This is a genomic window from Marinilabilia salmonicolor JCM 21150, from assembly GCF_000259075.1.
GTDB lineage: Bacteria > Bacteroidota > Bacteroidia > Bacteroidales > Marinilabiliaceae > Marinilabilia > Marinilabilia salmonicolor.
The window spans coordinates 1-19,326 of record NZ_AJKI01000020.1; the positions used below are offsets into that span (position 1 = coordinate 1).

Consider the following 19,326-nt stretch of genomic DNA (forward strand, 5'->3'; position numbering starts at 1 on the left):
AATTTTTAGACTGTTATTTTATTGATTTTCAATTATTTAACTGTTTTGTCATGTACTAAGGTAACGCATGTTCCATTTTCAAGAGGAATTTCAAATGGTAAGAGTACCATTGTTTGAAAAATTCTATTAGGATTGATACCTAATTTTTTATATACAGGCAAGAAGTCTTTGTCATATACATCTTTATTTAAATGACATCTTTCAAACAGCTTATCAGGATTTTTCTCCATTGTGATCTACATCTTTTTTATATGACTAATGTCCATAGGCATTACCATGTCCATTCATTCCCTTCAGAATCATCAGAAAAATCAAGCATTAACTTGTCATCTCCATTTTCATGGGCTTCCCTGGCTGCTTTATCCCAGCCTTGTCGAACATTCTTTTTTGAAGAATCTCCTGAATTCTCACAGAACTGATCATTCTTCTCTTTTCCCCTTTCTTTTTTCATACCGCCTTTTTAATATTATTTCCAATTATAGCATTTTTCCGGTAGCAATATGCAATCAACCGTTTTTACACATTTGGAGACTTTGCTTATACAGATCGTCTTCAGTTCTCTTTCTGGTTTCCGGGTTAAATCCGGTCAATGTCATTTCAAGGAGACAATGGGCCAGGATCTCTGAAGAGGTAAAATCTCTTAGTGTGGTTTCATTAACGGACATTCCCATCCATTCTTCCCAGGAAGAGAACATCGGACTATATGATTCCGGGGGATTCGAATTGGTCTCAATCGCTGATAGGTTGATAAAAGACTCGAATTCAGGCTCTTCTTCCTCAATGAAACTTAATAAAATCTCAGAGGTGCTTTTCTGTGGGCGAATTAAGGGCATTTGTTCATAAACTTTTTGATAGCCGGCTTCATTTTTCTTTAGATCCGGGTAAAATGAAAAAAGTTTTTCCCTTACTGACGACCAGGTCGTTTTACGGTATATATCTTTTAAAGTCATCGTTAAAAAGGGCTTAATGAGATATAGGTCTGAACAATATTGAATCTCCATGTTGACAAAAATCGGCCAGATCAATTACTCAAATTTACATAATCCATTGAATTAGATAACCTTTTAATTTGAAAATTGTCCGTTTGGATTGTCCTTTTTGAAATTTAAGCATATAATATTGCTACAAATAATACTGAATGAAATGGATGAAGAAAAAAATAAAATTGCTAAAAATTTTGTTGACTATGTAAAGAAGTTTGACGTTTTAGCCAATGGACGAATCACTTCAACTACAATTGAGCAAAACTTTCATTACTGCAAAAGACAATTCGATAGAATCTTTAAACAGTACTCCAAATACACTCCACTGGAAATTGCAGAAAGATTTAGGTTATTATCCTGTGTAGAAAACATTCATAACGGCCATACATTAGCGGAAACAGCACTTCAATATGACTTTACACCAGAAGGCCTTTCAAAAGCCATCCGAAGCAAGCTCAATCTTGATGTAAAAAAAATTAAAGGGAAAAAGCTTGAGATTGATAAACATATAAAAATAAGCAATACCATGGTCCAATTAGATCAGTATAAACACCAACTAAAAAAAGAAGTGTTTATGGAAATATTAGAGGCTTTAGAGGAGGAAAAGATTTTAAAAATGATCACAACAAAAGATCCTCACCCTGAATCAATGAATGAAGTCGAATTACACTTTGATTTTAAGAAAATCACAAAAATCTTAATGAAATTTGATGGCTACAGAATAAGCAAAAAAGATTATCAAAATCTGGATTTACAAGAAAGTGTTGTAATATTAGCCATCTGTAAAAAAGAGTCAGACTCTGAAAATTACCAGTTTGAACTACGGGAAAGTGAACTGGCATCGTACATTTTCATTCTTGGTTTCTTCTTTAATATTGAATCATTGAATCTTAAAAATGATTTTTACACATTCATTTTATCAGATGAGTTAAGAATCATTCTGGACAGCCTTAAGGAAATAGAAGAAGTTACAAAGGAAACTTTTGACATCATATTAACGACAACTATCAAAAAAGATAATGTTATAGTTGAGTTTAACCCCATGTTTAAAGAAATGATGATAGAATTCAAAAATCCTAATCAATAGATCGCTGCCTTATCATATTCCTCATTTTTGTTTTCCTGTTCCTAAAAACCATAAGGGAACAAATGCTCAACCGCTGAAATTAATCTCAAAAGCCCCAATGAATAATCAGGGATTTACTATTTTTGTAAAACTAAATAGATAATGGCATTGCGTCACTAAAGCTTCTCCACAGAAAAACGACCAATTTTAACTGAAAGAGAGGAGCCAGAAAGTGAACGCACCTGATATGGGTGTGTTCCTTTCGCTGATCTAATTCTTTCAGGTGCTTGGTCGTACCTTCTGTGATTAGATATAGCGGAGGTTCACACCCACATTTTTTTGTGGGCTTCCAAAAACTCACTATTTATGCGAAAGATAAAATCGATTCCTCCGGAAGTTCATCCCGATTTGTCAGATCTATCAGTTGAAGAACTCGAGAATTTGCGTGTGGATTACCTCGAAAATGGTCTATATGGAAATGCCCTCATAAAGAAATACAATTTAAAAAAGGTAAGACCCAATCTAATAAAGTTGCGCCTACCTCCTATCATAGATTATGGTATCGTTTGTCCGGATTGCAGTGTATATGCTCATAAAAAACTTGAAATGGGCAATACAGGTTATGACACCCCGTACTGTCCACTATGCAAAAGAAAGTTATCAGACAAGGAAAACAGAGATCTAGACTGCACTCAAGACACAAATACGGATACCGTGTATCCGGGGTTCTTTTTAGATCACATGGACGATCCTCAATTCTTTGAAAGATTAGTGAACACCCCTTATGTAATAAAGAGAATAGACGAACACAAATTCCCGGAATTAACATTTGAACAAAAGGTATTTATTAGCGCACTTGCTAAGTTCTCGATTGAAGAGGATATGTCAACAATAGTGCTTTTAAACGCCATGAAAAGAAGAATATCGCCACAATATAAATGGTTAATGAATATTCTGAAAGAATTAAACCTGGGCAATTTCTTCTATGAATTGTCAGAGAAGTATGTTATAACTATAGACAGGAACATTACAGACTATTTATTTAGCCCTCATGACTTTTTTGAGGCATCAGCAGAAGAAATACTCAATTTTTGGGAGAAGCTCAATTATTACGAAGCTGCTGAATATTACCTGGACAAAATGGAGGATGTAAATTTTCACACAAAAATCGGCGCCAAAACGGAAACCATTCTTAAAACTCTGGTATCAGAATTTAGCATTGGCCAGATTTGGGCTATAATCCACAAATCAATTCAGGGAGGTTGCGAATTTTTTGCTAAAAACGGAGGGGACAGGGCTTACGCTACCAATTCGGTGATCGGTGCATGTCAACGTAAAGCCGATTATTATAAATCATCAGAATACCGATTGATACCATACAGCCGACCCTGGCTGGTAAGAAGATCTGATATAAGCTACTACTTCTTTGATACTCTCCTTGGAATTGGTGAAGAAAACACAAAGCTGCTCCCGTCTATTAAAACTATTCAAGCTATAATTTCTTAATGGAAACAAGCAATATTTTAATGTCGGAAAAAGATAGAATAGGGGTTTACAATAAGGATGTATCAAAATGTGTGCTCTGTAAACCGGCAGTAAACCAACAACACATTAACAACTAACACATTAACCCTTCAAGTTTACAGGTTTACAAGTTTACAGTCAAAACATACCTCTATAGAAGAACAAAGATTACTTTTCTTAAAAATGTAGGGTGAAAAAAAAATGGCATCACAATTTTAATGGCACTATAATGGCACCACAAACAAAAAAGGGTTAGCACCAACAGCGCTAACCCTTTCATTTTCAATAGTCGGGATGAGAAGATTCGAACTTCCGACCCCTCGCCCCCCAGACGAGTACTCTAACCGGACTGAGCTACATCCCGAACAATTATGTGGTCTTATTTTTAAGACGGTGCAAAGATAACCAAATTGGAGGTCTCTGCAAGAGCCGAAAGCCAAAAAATGTGTTTTTTTTGAGGGAACAGAAACGACTCCTTTGATTTTAAAAAAGTTACAATTTCCTTTTATCAATAAAAAAAAGATCGTTAAGAAACATTATCTTTACGTATCTGAGATAAGAGAAACAATACAATTCAAGAATAACCGAATAAAATCATCTAAACCCATTTTAATATGATTGACACAGAAGCTTTCAAAAGAATGTCTTACGGACTGTATGTAGTTTGTTCGGGCAATCAAAAAAACGGTAACGGCTATATTTCAAACAGTGTATTTCAGGTAACTGCCCGCCCGGCCCAAATAGCTGCCTGCTGCCATAAAGACAATCATACTACGGGAATCATTGAAAAAACCGGAAGTTTTTCCATTTCTGTTCTTCACAACGAAGCTAAAACATCGGTTATTGACAAGTTCGGCTATCAAAGTGGTGCAGATATTGATAAACTCAAAGAGATGAATGTGGAGTACGGCGGCACAGGAGTACCCATCCTCCTCAACGAGGCCATAGCATGGATGGAGTGTAAAGTTGTAAAAACAGTTGACGCGGGAACACATCTGATTTTTATTGGCGAAGTGTTGCAGACTGAATTACTGGATGAAACAAAACCGGCTATGACCTACGCAGAATTTAAAGAAAAAAAACAACGGACAGCGCCTTCCAATGCCCCAACCCACATTGATGAACCGGAATCATCTGACACAAAAAAGACAGGCGATAAATATGAGTGCCAGCAATGCGGATTTGTTTACGAAAACGAGAAGGAAGGCACTCCCTTTGAAGAATTACCCGACGATTGGAAGTGCCCGGTTTGCGGTGCACCAAAATCAAAATTCAAAGCTATTTAGTGTCTGTCCATAAAATACCATTTACTACGTTACGCTTGTCCGAAAAGTACTCATTTACCAAAAGTAAACTCCGTATTTTTGGACTTCGCAAGCCTTGTAACTGGCACTTGCTGATCAGACACATAACTAAAAACAAACTCTGTTTAACTCATTAAAAACCCGGGAAGCAACAGCCAACCGGTTTTTTTATGAGATAAACATGCGCGCGCCATCTCTGTACAAAATAGTTTTGTAGATTTGCCAAAATTTTTTTGATGTACTCCAGACTTTTCTTTTTCAATCCCACCAACGAAATGGCCATAGCAAATGGTGAAGTTTCCTACATGCCTCCCCGCCATCTGCATCATTTTGAAATGGATATGGCTGCACTGCCCTGGTTGTTGGGCAACGAAAAAGATTACATCCTGGTCAGACAAAAAGGGGGAAATTCCATACAGCATCTGGAACCTTTCAATTGGAACTTGCCCACTTTAGTTTCATCGCCGGAAGAGATCTCCTCAAAAGACCGTCACAACCTATGGTTCTCTCCCTGGGGCTGGAGTCCTGCTGTTTACAGACATTTTAAACCCTGGATGTCGTTCAGCCACCCTGAGTGGTCTTTGCATCCGTTTGCCATCTGGCAAAAAGATCTTGCAAATATTTTAAGCAGAGCAACAAGTTATCAGCTATTGAAAAAGATTTATGACATAAAAAAGGCCAACCGATCTGCATATCCCCTGATTACCATTCCGGATTTGCCAATGGAGATTCTTGATGAAAAGAACCTTTCGACCATACTCACGGAGCTGTCTCCCCCACTGATTGTCAAAACACCCTTCAGTGCATCAGGGAGGGGCCTTTTCAGAATACGAACTGAAGAAGATGCCCCTGAAAAATCCCCATGGATAAAAGGAATGCTAAAAAAACAGGGAAAGATATATGTTGAAAAGATGCTTAAAAAAATTCAGGATGTATCTTTTCAATTTTATATGAATCCGGATGAGATTAGCTTTCTGGGACATAATTTTTTCTACGCGGAGGCATCAGGCCAATTTGCCGGTTGCGCCATTGGAGACCCCGAATCTCCCTCGCCTATGCTCCAGGATAAGAAGTTGATATCTGAGGCCATAGAACAAGCCTCCGGTCTTCTGTACAAAGGTATTTCAGAGATAAAACTCAACAAGCAATACACAGGTCCTGCTGGAATTGACGGAATATTCGTTGATGATAACGGAAAGCTAAAGTTACAACCCTGTCTGGAGATAAATCTGCGATACAACATGGGATATGCCAATGTTCTTTTTAAGCAAAAGATGCATTCCGAAGCAAAAGGAATGTGGAAAACCGGCATCTTTACTAAAGAAAAATGGAAAGAGTTTTGCCAAAAAGAGGCCACAAGTCACCCGGTCAAAACACTTGACGGCAAGCCCATTAAGGGATTCATCCCATTTGTTGACCCAGCCGGGGATAAACTTTTTGGTGCCTGGTTACATTTGCGATAACTCAGACTTGAGTTTCCTGCTCTTCAATCTTATCTTTTTTAAGCACCGGAGCAAGTTCCTCTTTTATCAATTTAAGTGTGGCTTTATACCCTACTTCCACAAGATCATCTATCCGGTCAAAATCGAAAAAGGTAAACCCCTTCATCTCTTCCGGTTCGATTACAAAATCACAAAGTTTACGACTCTCAACCACATTTTGCTCAATTCCCAGACTAAAAGCACGCTGCGCAATATCTTTCATCCCTTCTATGTCCTTCATGGGGCCGTTGTAATTCACATGCACCCCTATTAAAGTCTGACATTTGTCTTTAATAGACTGGGCCGGAAGATTGTCAAACAAACCACCATCAATGTAGGTAACACCGTCAATCACCTGTGGCAAGATTATTACCGGAACGGAACATGAAGCAAGAACAAAATCAATAAGGGGACCTTTTTCTCCTTTGACCTCATTTTTTCCATCGGTAATATTGGCAACTGACAAATAAAAAGGCTTTTTAAGGGCAGAAAAATCATCCTTCTCAATTTTATTTTTGAGAATCTTTTTTACAGCATCCAACTCAAAAAAGCCTTTTTGCCCAATCCGAAGCGAGACCAAATTATAAATCTTTTCCTTTTTCACAACTTCAAGAATCTGATCGGGACTGTAACCGGCGGCATACAGCACGCCAATCAGGGCCCCCATGCTGGTTCCGGAAACAATATCGGGTGACATCCCGTTTTCATCAAGCGCCCTGAGTACGCCAATGTGGGCAAACCCTCTGGCACTGCCACCACTAAGAGCAATACCAATATCATGATCGTACTTGTTTTCAATCGGGACAACAACTTTTTCGGGGTCTGCGTCCTCAGATTTATTTTTCTCTTTAGAGAACCAATTAAACCAACCCATCCTATTGATCATTAGGTAAAACTTCTGATTTACAATGAAAAGGTAAAATTATCAAAAAAGGGAAAAACAACCAATTTGTTTTTCCCTTTTTAACGAACCTGTAAAAACGATGTCTCATTCATTTATTTCTCCACTGAGTACATAATCAATGCAGAATAGGTGTTAACTCCCTGGCTTGAATGCGACGAATACTCAAGATCAAGAATCTGTTCAGGAGTAATTTCCTCCTCCTGCAAAAATGAATTCATTTGATCATCAAGAGACATATCGTAATCATCCAATCCGGTATACTGAAAGTGTTTGGTAAAAACTTTTTTCATAGGTACATTAAATTAAAAAATTAAACCGATTCCGTAAATAACCTAATTGACTCCACAATCAATAAGTTTAATTTCTTGTACGCAGAAAAGTGCTTTTTGATTCAAAAAAAGAGCAGATGATCTTCATTTTTTTGACAAACACTTATAAGTGATTGCTATATAATGGATTTCAAGCAAAAAGGCCGGAAACAATGCTGTAACCGGCCTTTACAAACAATCAAAATCAGATTATTTCAGGTTATTAACGGCTTCGACCAATTCGGAAAACTTTTTATCCATTTCGGTTCTGATACCTTTAAAAAATGCTTTAACTTTTTTCGGATCATCTTTTCCATCAGGATGATTTACCTTGGCAATGACATCATTCCGAAAATCAATAGCATCAGTAACCACTTTTTTAAAATCCTCTTCTTTAATCTGATCAAATATCATTTTACGAACATAAGCTTCAGTAACAATCTCCGAAGCAAGATAGTTTATGTCTTTTTTTAAATCACGAATACTTGCCATTTTTATCTGTTTTTATGATTCTTCTTCAAATTTAGTAGTTTTTTTTGAACTCAGACAATACCGGTTGAATAAAAAGTCTTTTGTGAGTAGTTATAATAAGAAAAAGGCTCCAGGTTCATTTCGTTACCGGAAACACACAAAATCACTTTCATTTATCACAAAAAAACGAACATTCATAAAAGAATACAATCATTTAAGCATTAATGAGTAACATCGGAGTGATAAATTCTTAAATTTGTGTGTGTCAGAAAGTGCTTGTGCTTTTTTTAACCCAAAAAGCGCAGCCTGACCCAAGTAACCCATGTTCAAAAAGAAAAAGACGACCCAAAACGTTGGGCCGTCTTTTTTACTTTATAAAGTGTCTGTCAATTCAACCACACTTCAAGCTGACTCATCACCCTGTTTTTTAAGGAATCCGGTAAATTGTTTATTCTGGTACGATGAGAACCTCCAGGTTTTTCAATTTTCAGCATTTTACTAAACCCTTCATTCTCAAGGGATGTTGCACTCCAGGGATCATTCTCGCCGGTAATCACAATCATTTCAGGATCAACCTTTTTCAGCTTACGCAATATTTCAAAAGGCACTTGTTCATCAAAAGATAAGTTTTCCACGTCCGGAGCCATAAAACCGTTGGAAACAGTATCTTCCTTTATTTCGTCCAAAAAATCTTTCAAAGGAGCTGCCAGGTATGGATAATACCCGAGCTCTCTGTATGCCTGATAAAAGAAGGGTCCGATTTCTTCCCACTGCTGATCGGAAAAATAGCCAAAATCGCTACCCTGATGCAGGTGGGCAAAAAGCACTTCCGCATCAGCACCCGGTTCGGGAATTTCATCTACCGGTCCGCCCCATTGCCACAAACTAAATGGATATTCAAGAACTGACAGTTCAAACGCACGCTCCTTCCCCATTCGGAAAGTATAATCCTTTTGTGTAATCAAATCATTAAACCAGGGCATCAACTCCTCCTTGCGTTTCAAAACCTCTTTTTGAAATGCCGCAATTCGTTTTCGCTGTTCGGCTGTGCCCACACTGTCAAAAAACGCCACCAGTCTTCGGTCATCACGCTCCAGATTAAATGGTGCCACATAAGAGACAGTAACATCAACATCCTGCGGAAAAAAAGCCCGGTGAATCATAGCAGTCTGGCCGCCCTTACTTATTCCGGTATTAACCCATTTGCCCTTATAGAATTCCTTCAGGGCTTCAACAACACGATGATGATCGTTAGCCGCCTGTTCCACCGTCAGATACTCCCACCTGACGGAATCGGGCACAGACATTCCAAAATACCTGTGCTCAACCACCACCTGATTGGCTTCCAGCAATGAGGCAAGTTCGGATGTGAAATTCTGTGGAGCCATATAACCTTCTGTAATCAATACCACAGGGGCTTCTTCGGATTTATGAGACAACCAGACTCGTTGTTTAAAGAATCCTTTTTCGGGATTATGATGATCCAATGGTTGATTAATCCATAACAGCCATGCATTGGAATACATTGAGTCCGGCTCTATCTCCTCAGAAGAAGAAAATGCAGGCCGTGATTCAATAAATTCGGTCGCCGATTTCCATTTTAGACTACAAAAAGAGAGAATACCGGTAACTACCAGCAGAAGTGAAATTCGTATAACTTTTGCCATTTTCCTACGTTAAATGAAATCTTTAGAGAGGTCAAAATTACATCAAAATGTTTTTCTTTGTAATGATATAAGTTAATAAAAATAATAAACCATGAAGCATCTTTCTACACTATCAGTATTCTTCTTTCTTTTCAGTTTAATTTCTGTTGCAGCACCTTTAAAAGAGGTGCACCGCTCAACAAAAACCTACGACAATATTACATCGGTTGAAATTAAAGGAGACTTTTGCAAAGTAATTCTGAAACCATCTGCCAGCGAGCAAATAACGGTAAACAGCTTCATTGAAGCCTCCAAAGACGTTGAAGGTTTTGGGATCAACGACCAGACCGAAGCCGGCAAACTCAACCTATCGGTGGCTGTTCCTTCAGAGCATGTATCCACCAAATCGGGGGAAATTGAAATTCAACTACCTGCCGGCACCGAAATTAAAATCAAAACAGCTTCGGGTTACATTGAAGCTTCAGACCTGAAAGAGTGCAAAGTAAATGCTCACGCCTCTTATGGAAAAATAATTGTGGAAAACTTAACAGGAGATTATTCTTTCAAAACTTCCACCGGAGGTATCAACGTGAACAACCTGACTGGTAAGCTATCTGCAAGTTCCACCAAGGGCGACATTGAATTGTCAGATATTGATGCAACCACGACCATTGTTACTGACGCAGGAGCCCTGACTCTTAAGAACCTGAAAGGTAAAATTAACACCCAAAGCAATACCGGAACCCAAACCATTAACAACCTGGATGGAGATTTGATGTTGCGAACTTCAACCGGAGAAATTACCATCAATAATATCAAGGGATCATTAGAAACAGCCAATGATGACGGAGATGTTTGGTTGACGGATGTTGAAGGTGCCATGCGTCTGATATCCATTTCAGGCAACCTGGTGGGAAAGAACATTCTGCTTACGGAAAATGCCTATTTTGAAACCACCAAAGGACGAATCGAAATGGAACTCAGAAACGACATTAATGAACTCACTTTTGATCTGGCGTCCAATTACGGTTTTCTTTACATCCCGGGAAAATCGAAAAAGAAAAAGCTAAAAGAGGGCAAAGGTCCAATTCTAATCTCAACTTCATCAAACAACGGAGCGCAAAGATTCACGTTGGTTAATAAGTAATAGAGTTATTAAACAGCAAAAAGCCGTTCATCCCAAATTCGGGAGAACGGCTTTTTTATTTCTAAGTCCCATCAGGAATTACTTCTTGTTTGATTTTCCTGATTGACTTTTGTTTGCATCGTCATTTTTCATACCACCGGCAGGCTGACCTTTGGGTTGAGAGGCCTTAGCCTTCGTTGCAGCAGCGTCTTTTGCCCCACCCTTTTTCCGGCGTTCGAGCTCTTTAAGCACTGCATATTTGGCTGCCGCAATGGTTTCACGATTCACCTTTTCGGTAATTCGTCCCTTCATCAGGTCGTCGAACTCGATGTAACCATCCATTAGCAACAATTGGGTGATCATATTATTGATCATCGTTTCGTCATTGTATCCTTTAGCCTGATATAGCTTGCCGGAATCTTCAAGAAACTCCTGGGCAAAATCAGGATAGTTGGGAAGACTCATCAGTTCGTTACAGGTTTCCCCAAAGCTACTCAACTCAATATTGAGATTAGGAGTTACCAAAAGCGGGCTGAACCCTTCCTTCTTATCTTTAGGACAGAACATATTTACCCCGCTCATATCTACAGAAACTGAAGGATCATCCATCCTGACAAATTCGGCTTTCATCATTTTATCTAACTGGTAGAGATAGAAATTGTATCTCCACAGTTCATTACTGCTCTGCCCATTGGTAAAAATGTGACCATACTTCTCACGTACAATTCTTCGGACGTGGTTTTTCTTGTCGTTGATTTCACTGCTGTTGGCACGCAGTTCCTTTATAAGGTTGGTAAGTGACTGGGCAGCTTTCTGTGGTCCCATAATCTCTTTACCTTTCTTTCCGATCTCGGTAGAAACGATACCACATTCTATTTTGGCACCTTCTCCTTTACCGTCGGAGCCACCACTCAGCACATCAATCAACTGGTAACGTTGTTCTATCTGATTATCCTGAGCAATAAACGGCTGTCCGGCAGGAGTACTGGCCAATGAATCGAATATAGAGCTAAAGATATTTCTTGAAAGAATTACATCCTCAATCTGATCATCCAGTTCCACATGAGCAATAAAGCGGTTTTTCACGATATCGAATTTCACTTCGGTCACAAGCCACTTCTCATCCTCGAAAGGAATTTTCTTACCCACAAAGATCTGGTTCACCACTTTCTCAACATCCACCTTATCCATCATCTTATATGAAGATGCCAGGTAATACTTCCCGTCTTTAGGATCGATTTCCCAATCAAGCACATCATCAAGATAATTTCCATGTTGTGACAGTACCTCGACAATGTTTTTATCGGCAGTGTAACGCGAAAGAGTACGCTGGAAGTGAGGTCCATCCTGACTTGTTGCTTTCTCTTTACGCTCACCATGCGAATCGATGTAAAGCAGGAAGTTCTCAGGATTACTAACTCTGGTAATACCTGCTTCCTCTTTGGAATAATTGTGAGCAGTAAGAATAATATCAATCTTGTAGGGCATCTGAATTTCACACAGGCCGCTAATCGTGCTCCTGGAGTTCAGATCTTCCACATTACTGTCGGCACTACTCTCAAAGAGATATTTATAGTACTTAATATATTCCGGATCGAAGTCGGTAACACGTGAGAAGTCTCCCTCCTCAGTTCCAAACCCATAGATATTGCCCTCCTTGTCGCGGAATACGTGGTACATATCACCAGCCACATTCTTAATGGACCGAACGCCGGGAAGATTCTGTTCCAACCACTTAAGCGTAAGACCTGCCAGCATTTCGGACTTACCTACCCCACTATCACCATCCACTTCCACAACGAATATGGAACCATCTTCCAACTCGATGGCAAAGAGCGAACCGTGCTTGGGAATACCACCCATCTCTTTCACGCGCTCATTCATCATGGTAAGCCATGGCTTCTTCACATCACCAAAATAGTCGGCTTCCTTACGAAGCGGAGTTACAAGCGTTTTAATGTTACCACGCGGGCCTTTGATGTCGAAGTACCCAACCTGCGGGAATGAAATCACCTTCTCGGGAGCTCCCAGCAAAAGGAATACATCAGGCACAAAATTCTCGGCCTCTTCAAGTGAAATATCTTTATACTGAGTTAACCTGAAGAAGTCGGTCAGATATTTAATATATCCCTTCTGGAAAATAATCAACTGGGTAACGACACCGCTTTTCATTATTTTACAGCGATAATCATCAGGATCCATATTGGCCACAAAGCGTGCCAGCCTTCGCTCAAAGAATTTGGAATCGGGCTTGGTCGAAAGCGCTTTGATATAATCATTTTTCGACTTATTACGATTCATATCCAACAGGTACATGGGCTCATCATCACCACGATCAATTTTGTGGAAAGGATATTCACGTTTTTTGGCATCAGTAGAGATGCGTGTATGTCGCTGCACCGATTGCTCAACAGAGATTACCCCACATTTGGTCATCACGTCATTGATCCAGTTGAGGGATCCTCCATTAAACTCCTTCAGGGTTTTATCCTTGATCTCGAAATTACGGAACAACGTAATACCGTGTTGAATCATCTGATTCACGTCACTGTTCTGTCTTCTGAAATAGGTATCCAGCACTTTAATAAGCGTGTGCGTGTATTTATGGTAAAAATCGGTACCTTTTGACAGATTTTGCAACAGAATAAGGAACCCAACTACTTTCTGAGTTACCTCAGCCAGGCGGGTTTCGTCCACTTTAATATCTTTCTTACGAAGGATATAATTCATGATGTCATCCACTTCCCGGGGCAAAATATCGGCGAGGATATTTTCGGTAAAAATCTTAAGATCAGCATCATCTGTACTATTGATACGATCCTGAAGAAATTGCAGTTTTTTCGTAACCTGGTTGAAGAAACTGTTATCGTTCTTCAGCAAATAGAGGTAAAGTACCTGATCACTAACCGACAAGTCACTTTCAAAAACACGACGTTTTACAACATCAGCAATAAACCCAAGGCTGCGGCCAGAAATGCCAATTTCAGAAAACTTCTCATCCTGTCGCAATGTCTCCACAAAGTGGCTGACATACCTTTCCAAATCAAGATCTTTGACCTCAAGGCCTGTAACCTCTTCAAAAAGATCACAGGCAATTCGAATCATCTCGCGACGACTGGGTTCGATGGTAGCCTGCTCAAACGGAAGATTGAAGTGCAGAAGAATTTCCTGAATGTGCTTTTTCAACACAGCATTAACACCCTCCAGACGCGCAACATCCATATAATAATCTCCACTGGCCTGAAGCGTCAGAATCTTCATCTTGGTATCGGAGAACAGAAGGCGTTCCATCTCTATAAGGATTTCACGCATAATATTCTTCTCTTCCGGGTCATCCAATACGTAATGGTTCGGATGGAATGTTTTCTTATTATTAATATATTTCAATATGGTAGCTTTGCTAAAGCGAGATGCTACGATATTGAAGTTAAGATTTCTCAACTGAGGAATCTTTTTATAGATCTGCGGAAGTAAATTCTCATATATTTTAGTAAATGCGCTACTACGCACAAACTCTTCCACATCGCGGCAATCACCTACATCCCCCTGAAATTCAATAACTGAGTTTTTAGAATCTCCGATTGTGGTAATTGAAACACCACTCACCTGGGGTGATGCATGGTATAGCGAACGATTCTCGTTGATGAGTAATGACTGATTGACCTTTTTGGTAAGATCGCGTACGTTCTCATAATCTGCAAAAACCGCCTTCAGGAATTCAGCATCTTTCCCCGAACTCAAAATTTCGTTCATCAAGATTGGAACTTCGGCTTTAGGCTCAGCCTGACGAGCAGCCTGCAATTTCTTCCAATAATTCAGAAACAGGGTAAATGCAGTACGGACTTCACTTTCAAAGACTTCATAACTTTTTGCAGTTCCTTCGATGAAGCCACCCAAAGAGAAGCGAACCACTCCGGTGCGATATGGAAGCGCTGAAATTCCCCTTTCACCGGCAATTTTCTTGGCAAAGTCTTCAAGATCGTTATAGCTTCCGAAATTCTTAAACAGCAGGTTAAACAAATAAGAACCATCAGAATGAATAATGGAAACATCCTCAACCTCCAACTCTTTTATTACTTCTTCAGCAATTCCGGCTGCAGTTTTTAATCGCAGATTCGACTCTGTTCTGAAGTTTTTGTTGATTCTGAAACGGTTCAGACCTTTTACAAGCTCACCACCATAATAGATATAAAATGGCACATCCTTGTATTTAAAGTCATCGGGGAGGCCCAGAATATCAAGTTTTGCAAGCGACACCAGTTCGTCAAGCAAAAACAAATGCATCGGACTTCCCTCAAATCCGGCCCTTACCGGATCTCCGGCCGCCGTTTTCTTTTTACCTTCATCAGCCAGTGAGGCTACGATAAAACTTTCAATCTGGTTGACAATCCGGCTTCGACTGGCATCTTTAGGCAATCTCGATTCCAGCTTGTCCTTCAATGCTTTTGCCTTCAGACCAACCTCAAGCACGGCATTCAGGAAGTAAAGAGAACTGCTGTTGCCTCTGACAGCCTGATTACGTTTACGCGAATAATCAATAACCTCCTTCATAGCAGGGGTAGCCACAAGAGCACCAAGGCGATCGCCCGATCCTGCCAGGTTTTTGGTGGTAGAAAGTGACGATACAGCCCGCATTTTAGAGTAAACATTCTCGTTATTGAAAATGTAACGGGAAATAGATCTCCATTTGGGCATCATTTCCTCTTTCACCTTCACACTGTCTGTGTAAGCCTCGTCGAGCAACAAAGTAATTTTACTGTTGTTGACAAACTTAAGAAACTCAATAAGGCTTTCACGATTAAAATCACTGTAACCTGTTGGGTTAGATGGATCATTGATAATAATAGTCACATTCTCACAGAACCTATCCCACAAGTTTCCGCTTGCATCAAAAAGTTGCAGGGTATTCTTTATGCGGGAAAGTTTTGTCAGCAAACGCTCATAATCAATCCGCTGATCTTCCAGGTTCTCAATTTCAATATCAAAAGGATTGATATAAAACTTATCGTCCGAAAACAGATCAGTATATTCCCATGCAAGCACCTTATTGTAGATGATATATGGCTTCGGACTCTTATCGCGGTAAAACAATAAATCGCGAATAATCATCTGCACATCATCAGAAATAGAGGTCTTGTCCAGATTTCCAAGATCACTGATAAATCCTTTAATAACTTTCTGGTCTTCTTCGCTGAGATTTTCAAAATCCTTATAAACGCCAAGATCGATAAGCACATTGCGGAACCTCCCTTTATTATCAGATTCATTGTCAATTTTTGCAATGAATTTCTGATACTTCTCCATAAAGAGATTTACCCCGAAATTTTTGTGAAAATGGTTGTGAAGAGTTCGTTTATAGTTGTCTGGGATAAAGTTGATGATTGTCTTGCAACGATCAAGTATTTTATCATCAATGGGTTTTACTTTACGTTGCAGCAGGTACTCGCCGTAGGTACGAATCTGGTTACGCCCACCTCCTTCAAGGATCGTAGCAATCTGCAAGGCAGGAGTATCCGAATAGAAATATTTACGAATCCGATCTTCAAAAGTATTGATCAATTCTTCGTTTTGCTTTTCCCGTTTTTCGGGTGCAGCAGTATTCTGGATAAACTGAATAAAGTCGCGAAGACGTGCCAGGGAATATCGATCCTTAAGAATCTGACGAGAAAATGAATCAAATTTGAACAGATTGGTATTCTTCACCTGATCATTGGTTTGCCCTAGCTGTTCTTTTTTTATTTCGTCAAGTTCCTGATTGTAATCTTCAATTTTCTTATCGAGCAGCTCCTTAAATTCCTCCAGATTTTTGTTGTTCACATTCTCGAGGATCAACCGGAGGTTGAGCTGAGTATTGGCAGGAGCCCCGAGTTTTTTGGTATGAACCTTATTCAGGGTGTTAATAACACCGTTGTGGAAACTAAAAACAAGGGAGGTATTGGAAGCATGCGATTCGGGCGAATCATCAATTACCACAATGCGGGAAATAAGCGGGAACCATTTGGACCCTGCAAACATATTTTTGCGCATATGCTTTACTTTCACCACAAAAACACTTGCAGTATCATCCAGCATTTGTTCGTAGAGTTCGTCTCCCTTTATATTCTCCAATACGCGCACAGAACTGTTACCAAAGACTTCGCCTTTGATCAATTCTACAGCAGTATCGCTATTTCCGGAAACAACGGTTCGTATCAGACCGTTAAGCCCCTTAAAGTTGACTGCCCACTCGGTACGATGCAGGAAGTTACTTTTTTCAGCTTTAGTGGTATAATGCGTACTCTGGTTAATCATCTGCTCCAGAGTATCCATCAGGTAATTCCAGTGGGCTTCATCGATGTCTCCAATAACGCCTATAACATCCCGGAAACGACGAAGTTCAACAGGAGCATCGCCAATAATTACTTTAGCCAGAAAATCAATGGTTTTCTCAGTAACAGGAGGAGTTCCCACTGAAAAATCATGAGCATTTCGAATATTTTCAATCCATTTTTTCTGTTGAGAGTTGACAATATCGTGGTCAGCGAAATATCCCAAACGGCGGTTAAAGCCCTGTTTCAGGGAGTTATAAATAAATGCCTTTGAGTCCTCGTGAGGATACAGCATCAGAGCAATATCCGAATACCCGGGAATTTCCTCCCGAAACTTAAGGAGAAACTTCTGAATCTCGGCCTGTTGTCGTGCAGGATCATTGGGTTCTTCATAACAAAGGCGTACAAAAGCCTTTAAATTATCGAAGACAAAATTCGGCAGAAACACTTCTGCTCGTTCTCCCAGCGAGGCATAAAGGTCGATGTATTCACGAGCCTCTTGTCGTAGAAAAGCTTTGGGGACTCCTTCGATTTGCATAATAAATGTCAATTAAAAATTCCGGTTAATAAATATCCTTTTGTCCTGTAATTAGTGTTTGTCCATAAAGCACCATTTACTGCGTTAAACTTGCCCGAAAATTCCTCATTTACTCAAGTAAACTGCGTATTTTCGGGCTTCGCAAGCCTTGTAACTGGCACTTTCTTGACAAACACATGACCAGAAACAAATCTTGCTTAGTTTATAGACAGCCTGTAATTTAATTAATATCTCTTGCAACCTGCGCTTAAAGATTCACTAATTTTAGCGCCATTTGATTTCAAAATGTTACAAATATAGATATATCAAAAATAAAATAAAAGCAAAACCGCCCTGTTTTTAACCTTAAACACGGATATTAACAGGGATTAACGTTTTGCCTTTATTTCTTACAACACAAAATTCCATCAGATCAAAAAAGGTTAACCTACACCTTATACATAAATCAAGCAAGGTGAAAACAGGCTGAAAGCCTGAGAGCAATAGCCCGGGGCAAGGCCCTTGGTTTAGAGTTATTACCCCCTCTTTAGTGGTCGCGTTGCGACCACTAAAGAGAATGGTTCAATAATCTTTTTCCAGTTTTATCTCCGACTATCCATATTTCCTGGTACTTGATCATCTGGTAACCAGAAATAATGAAACAAAGTTCGACAAAGTCAATTAATCATATCAACGGGAACCTTTGAGGTATTTATACAATTCACTGTCGGTGGAAAGGATAACATGGGTCTGATCATCGAAGGTTTTTTCGAAAGTTTCCATGGATTTCATAAAAGTGTAAAGAGTTCTGGAAGCCGACGATCTGTTGTAAGCATTGGAATAAATAGCTGCAGCTTCACCATCGGCCCGTCCCATGATTTCTTCGGCTTCTCTGAATGCTGCCGATTGAATAGACTTAAGTTCCCGTTCCTTTTCACCGTTGATACGAGACGCTTCACCCTGTCCCTCAGATCTGAACTTGTCAGCTATGCGATAGCGTTCACTCTTCATCCGCTCATAAACCTGTGTGCGGACGTCTTCCACATAGTTGATACGTTTCAGGCGGAAGTCCATTACTTTAATGCCCAAATCGGCTGTTTGTTCATTGGCTGCCTGAAGAATCATGGCCTGGATTTTCTCACGGCCCACAAGAATCTGCTCCAGACTGTCACCAATCATTTCACTTATAACACCCGATGACATTGGCTGTCGATTACTTGTTCTAACGGCTTCAATAAGATTATGATTGGCAATAAAGTCTCTTGTTTCTCCATCAAGAATATCATCAAGTCTGGATTGTGCGCCCAATTCATTACGCAGACGTTTAAAGAACTGTAAAGGATCCACTATTTGCCAGCGGGCATAGGTATCCACAAAAATGTATTTCTTGTCTTTGGTCGGAATTTGGTTGGGATCACCATCCCATTCCATATACCGTTTCTCAAAAAAGTTTGCCGTCTGAATAAAGGGAACTTTAAAGTTCAGTCCCGGATCCACGACAGCCTCTCCCACGGGTTTTCCGAATTGAGTAATGACCACCTGTTCGGTTTCGTCAACCACAAATATACTCCCCATAAGGGTGATAAATGCGAGAAAGAGCACAATTATTAAAGTAATTTTATTTCGTTTCATGTTAATTCTTTTATTGTGTTGAATCTTACGATTCATCTTTAATTTTCAGGTTGAGG

General features: G+C 39.6%; 14 protein-coding genes and 1 tRNA gene. 5 read left to right on the forward strand and 10 right to left on the reverse strand.

Annotated features, from left to right (window positions below; translation table 11 throughout):
• Positions 1-32 precede the first annotated feature (32 nt).
• From W7W_RS0110900 to W7W_RS0110910, 3 genes are read right to left on the reverse strand one after another with little or no spacing between them, the layout of a single operon-like run.
• On the reverse strand, positions 33-230 hold the full coding sequence (locus W7W_RS0110900; protein WP_010663796.1) for a hypothetical protein: 198 nt from the start codon (positions 228-230) through the stop codon (positions 33-35).
• 41 nt (positions 231-271) lie between these two features.
• Entirely contained in the window at positions 272-451 is a 180-nt protein-coding gene (locus W7W_RS22065; RefSeq protein WP_025007183.1) for a hypothetical protein, read from the reverse strand.
• 55 nt (positions 452-506) lie between these two features.
• Entirely contained in the window at positions 507-950 is a 444-nt protein-coding gene (locus tag W7W_RS0110910; protein ID WP_010663797.1) for a DUF6557 family protein, read from the reverse strand.
• A 193-nt stretch (positions 951-1,143) separates the two neighbouring features.
• Between W7W_RS0110910 and W7W_RS0110915 the strand changes: the two genes are divergently transcribed.
• Positions 1,144-2,070 (forward strand): hypothetical protein, encoded by a 927-nt coding sequence (locus W7W_RS0110915; RefSeq protein ID WP_010663798.1) that lies wholly within the window; start codon positions 1,144-1,146, stop codon positions 2,068-2,070.
• Positions 2,071-2,415: 345 nt separating this feature from the next.
• A complete protein-coding gene (locus W7W_RS0110920) occupies positions 2,416-3,555 on the forward strand; it encodes a hypothetical protein (RefSeq protein WP_010663799.1) in 1,140 nt (379 codons plus the stop codon).
• A 307-nt stretch (positions 3,556-3,862) separates the two neighbouring features.
• On the opposite strand, the gene W7W_RS0110925 is transcribed toward W7W_RS0110920, so the two are convergent.
• Positions 3,863-3,937, reverse strand: a tRNA-Pro gene (locus tag W7W_RS0110925).
• Between the two features lie 250 nt (positions 3,938-4,187).
• Here W7W_RS0110925 and W7W_RS0110930 point away from each other — a divergent pair.
• Together W7W_RS0110930 and W7W_RS0110935 are read left to right on the forward strand one after the other, a co-directional pair.
• Positions 4,188-4,859, forward strand: coding sequence for a flavin reductase (locus W7W_RS0110930; protein ID WP_010663800.1), 672 nt, complete (start codon positions 4,188-4,190; stop codon positions 4,857-4,859).
• Between the two features lie 254 nt (positions 4,860-5,113).
• Positions 5,114-6,340: a hypothetical protein gene (locus W7W_RS0110935; protein ID WP_010663801.1), complete on the forward strand. Its 1,227-nt coding sequence runs from the start codon at positions 5,114-5,116 to the stop codon at positions 6,338-6,340.
• 1 nt (position 6,341) lies between these two features.
• On the opposite strand, the gene W7W_RS0110940 is transcribed toward W7W_RS0110935, so the two are convergent.
• The 4 genes from W7W_RS0110940 to W7W_RS0110955 form a co-directional block, all read right to left on the reverse strand.
• Complete coding sequence (locus W7W_RS0110940; RefSeq protein WP_025007185.1) at positions 6,342-7,232, reverse strand: patatin-like phospholipase family protein; 891 nt, start codon at positions 7,230-7,232, stop codon at positions 6,342-6,344.
• A 122-nt stretch (positions 7,233-7,354) separates the two neighbouring features.
• Positions 7,355-7,552, reverse strand: coding sequence for a hypothetical protein (locus W7W_RS0110945; RefSeq protein WP_010663803.1), 198 nt, complete (start codon positions 7,550-7,552; stop codon positions 7,355-7,357).
• Between the two features lie 228 nt (positions 7,553-7,780).
• Positions 7,781-8,062, reverse strand: coding sequence for a hypothetical protein (locus W7W_RS0110950; protein ID WP_010663804.1), 282 nt, complete (start codon positions 8,060-8,062; stop codon positions 7,781-7,783).
• A 365-nt stretch (positions 8,063-8,427) separates the two neighbouring features.
• A complete protein-coding gene (locus tag W7W_RS0110955; protein ID WP_010663805.1) occupies positions 8,428-9,708 on the reverse strand; it encodes a S28 family serine protease in 1,281 nt (426 codons plus the stop codon).
• A gap of 91 nt (positions 9,709-9,799) precedes the next feature.
• Here W7W_RS0110955 and W7W_RS0110960 point away from each other — a divergent pair, with 91 nt between their 5' ends.
• Positions 9,800-10,834: a DUF4097 family beta strand repeat-containing protein gene (locus tag W7W_RS0110960; protein WP_010663806.1), complete on the forward strand. Its 1,035-nt coding sequence runs from the start codon at positions 9,800-9,802 to the stop codon at positions 10,832-10,834.
• 78 nt (positions 10,835-10,912) lie between these two features.
• On the opposite strand, the gene W7W_RS0110965 is transcribed toward W7W_RS0110960, so the two are convergent.
• Both W7W_RS0110965 and hflC read right to left on the reverse strand, forming a co-directional pair.
• Positions 10,913-17,659, reverse strand: coding sequence for an aminotransferase class I/II-fold pyridoxal phosphate-dependent enzyme (locus W7W_RS0110965; RefSeq protein WP_010663807.1), 6,747 nt, complete (start codon positions 17,657-17,659; stop codon positions 10,913-10,915).
• 669 nt (positions 17,660-18,328) lie between these two features.
• On the reverse strand, positions 18,329-19,270 hold the full coding sequence (gene hflC, locus W7W_RS0110970) for a protease modulator HflC (RefSeq protein WP_010663808.1): 942 nt from the start codon (positions 19,268-19,270) through the stop codon (positions 18,329-18,331).
• Positions 19,271-19,326 lie beyond the last annotated feature (56 nt).

Bases quoted from the DNA above. Each gene is read 5' to 3' on its own strand.
- W7W_RS0110920 (WP_010663799.1), top strand. From the start codon at position 2,416: ATGCGAAAGATAAAATCGATTCCTCCGGAAGTTCATCCCGATTTGTCA.
- W7W_RS0110940 (WP_025007185.1), bottom strand. From the start codon at position 7,232: ATGGGTTGGTTTAATTGGTTCTCTAAAGAGAAAAATAAATCTGAGGAC.
- W7W_RS0110900 (WP_010663796.1), bottom strand. From the start codon at position 230: ATGGAGAAAAATCCTGATAAGCTGTTTGAAAGATGTCATTTAAATAAA.
- W7W_RS0110965 (WP_010663807.1), bottom strand. From the start codon at position 17,659: ATGCAAATCGAAGGAGTCCCCAAAGCTTTTCTACGACAAGAGGCTCGT.
- W7W_RS0110960 (WP_010663806.1), top strand. From the start codon at position 9,800: ATGAAGCATCTTTCTACACTATCAGTATTCTTCTTTCTTTTCAGTTTA.
- W7W_RS0110935 (WP_010663801.1), top strand. From the start codon at position 5,114: ATGTACTCCAGACTTTTCTTTTTCAATCCCACCAACGAAATGGCCATA.
- W7W_RS0110955 (WP_010663805.1), bottom strand. From the start codon at position 9,708: ATGGCAAAAGTTATACGAATTTCACTTCTGCTGGTAGTTACCGGTATT.
- W7W_RS0110945 (WP_010663803.1), bottom strand. From the start codon at position 7,552: ATGAAAAAAGTTTTTACCAAACACTTTCAGTATACCGGATTGGATGAT.
- W7W_RS0110950 (WP_010663804.1), bottom strand. From the start codon at position 8,062: ATGGCAAGTATTCGTGATTTAAAAAAAGACATAAACTATCTTGCTTCG.
- W7W_RS0110915 (WP_010663798.1), top strand. From the start codon at position 1,144: ATGGATGAAGAAAAAAATAAAATTGCTAAAAATTTTGTTGACTATGTA.
- W7W_RS0110930 (WP_010663800.1), top strand. From the start codon at position 4,188: ATGATTGACACAGAAGCTTTCAAAAGAATGTCTTACGGACTGTATGTA.
- W7W_RS22065 (WP_025007183.1), bottom strand. From the start codon at position 451: ATGAAAAAAGAAAGGGGAAAAGAGAAGAATGATCAGTTCTGTGAGAAT.
- W7W_RS0110910 (WP_010663797.1), bottom strand. From the start codon at position 950: ATGACTTTAAAAGATATATACCGTAAAACGACCTGGTCGTCAGTAAGG.
- hflC (WP_010663808.1), bottom strand. From the start codon at position 19,270: ATGAAACGAAATAAAATTACTTTAATAATTGTGCTCTTTCTCGCATTT.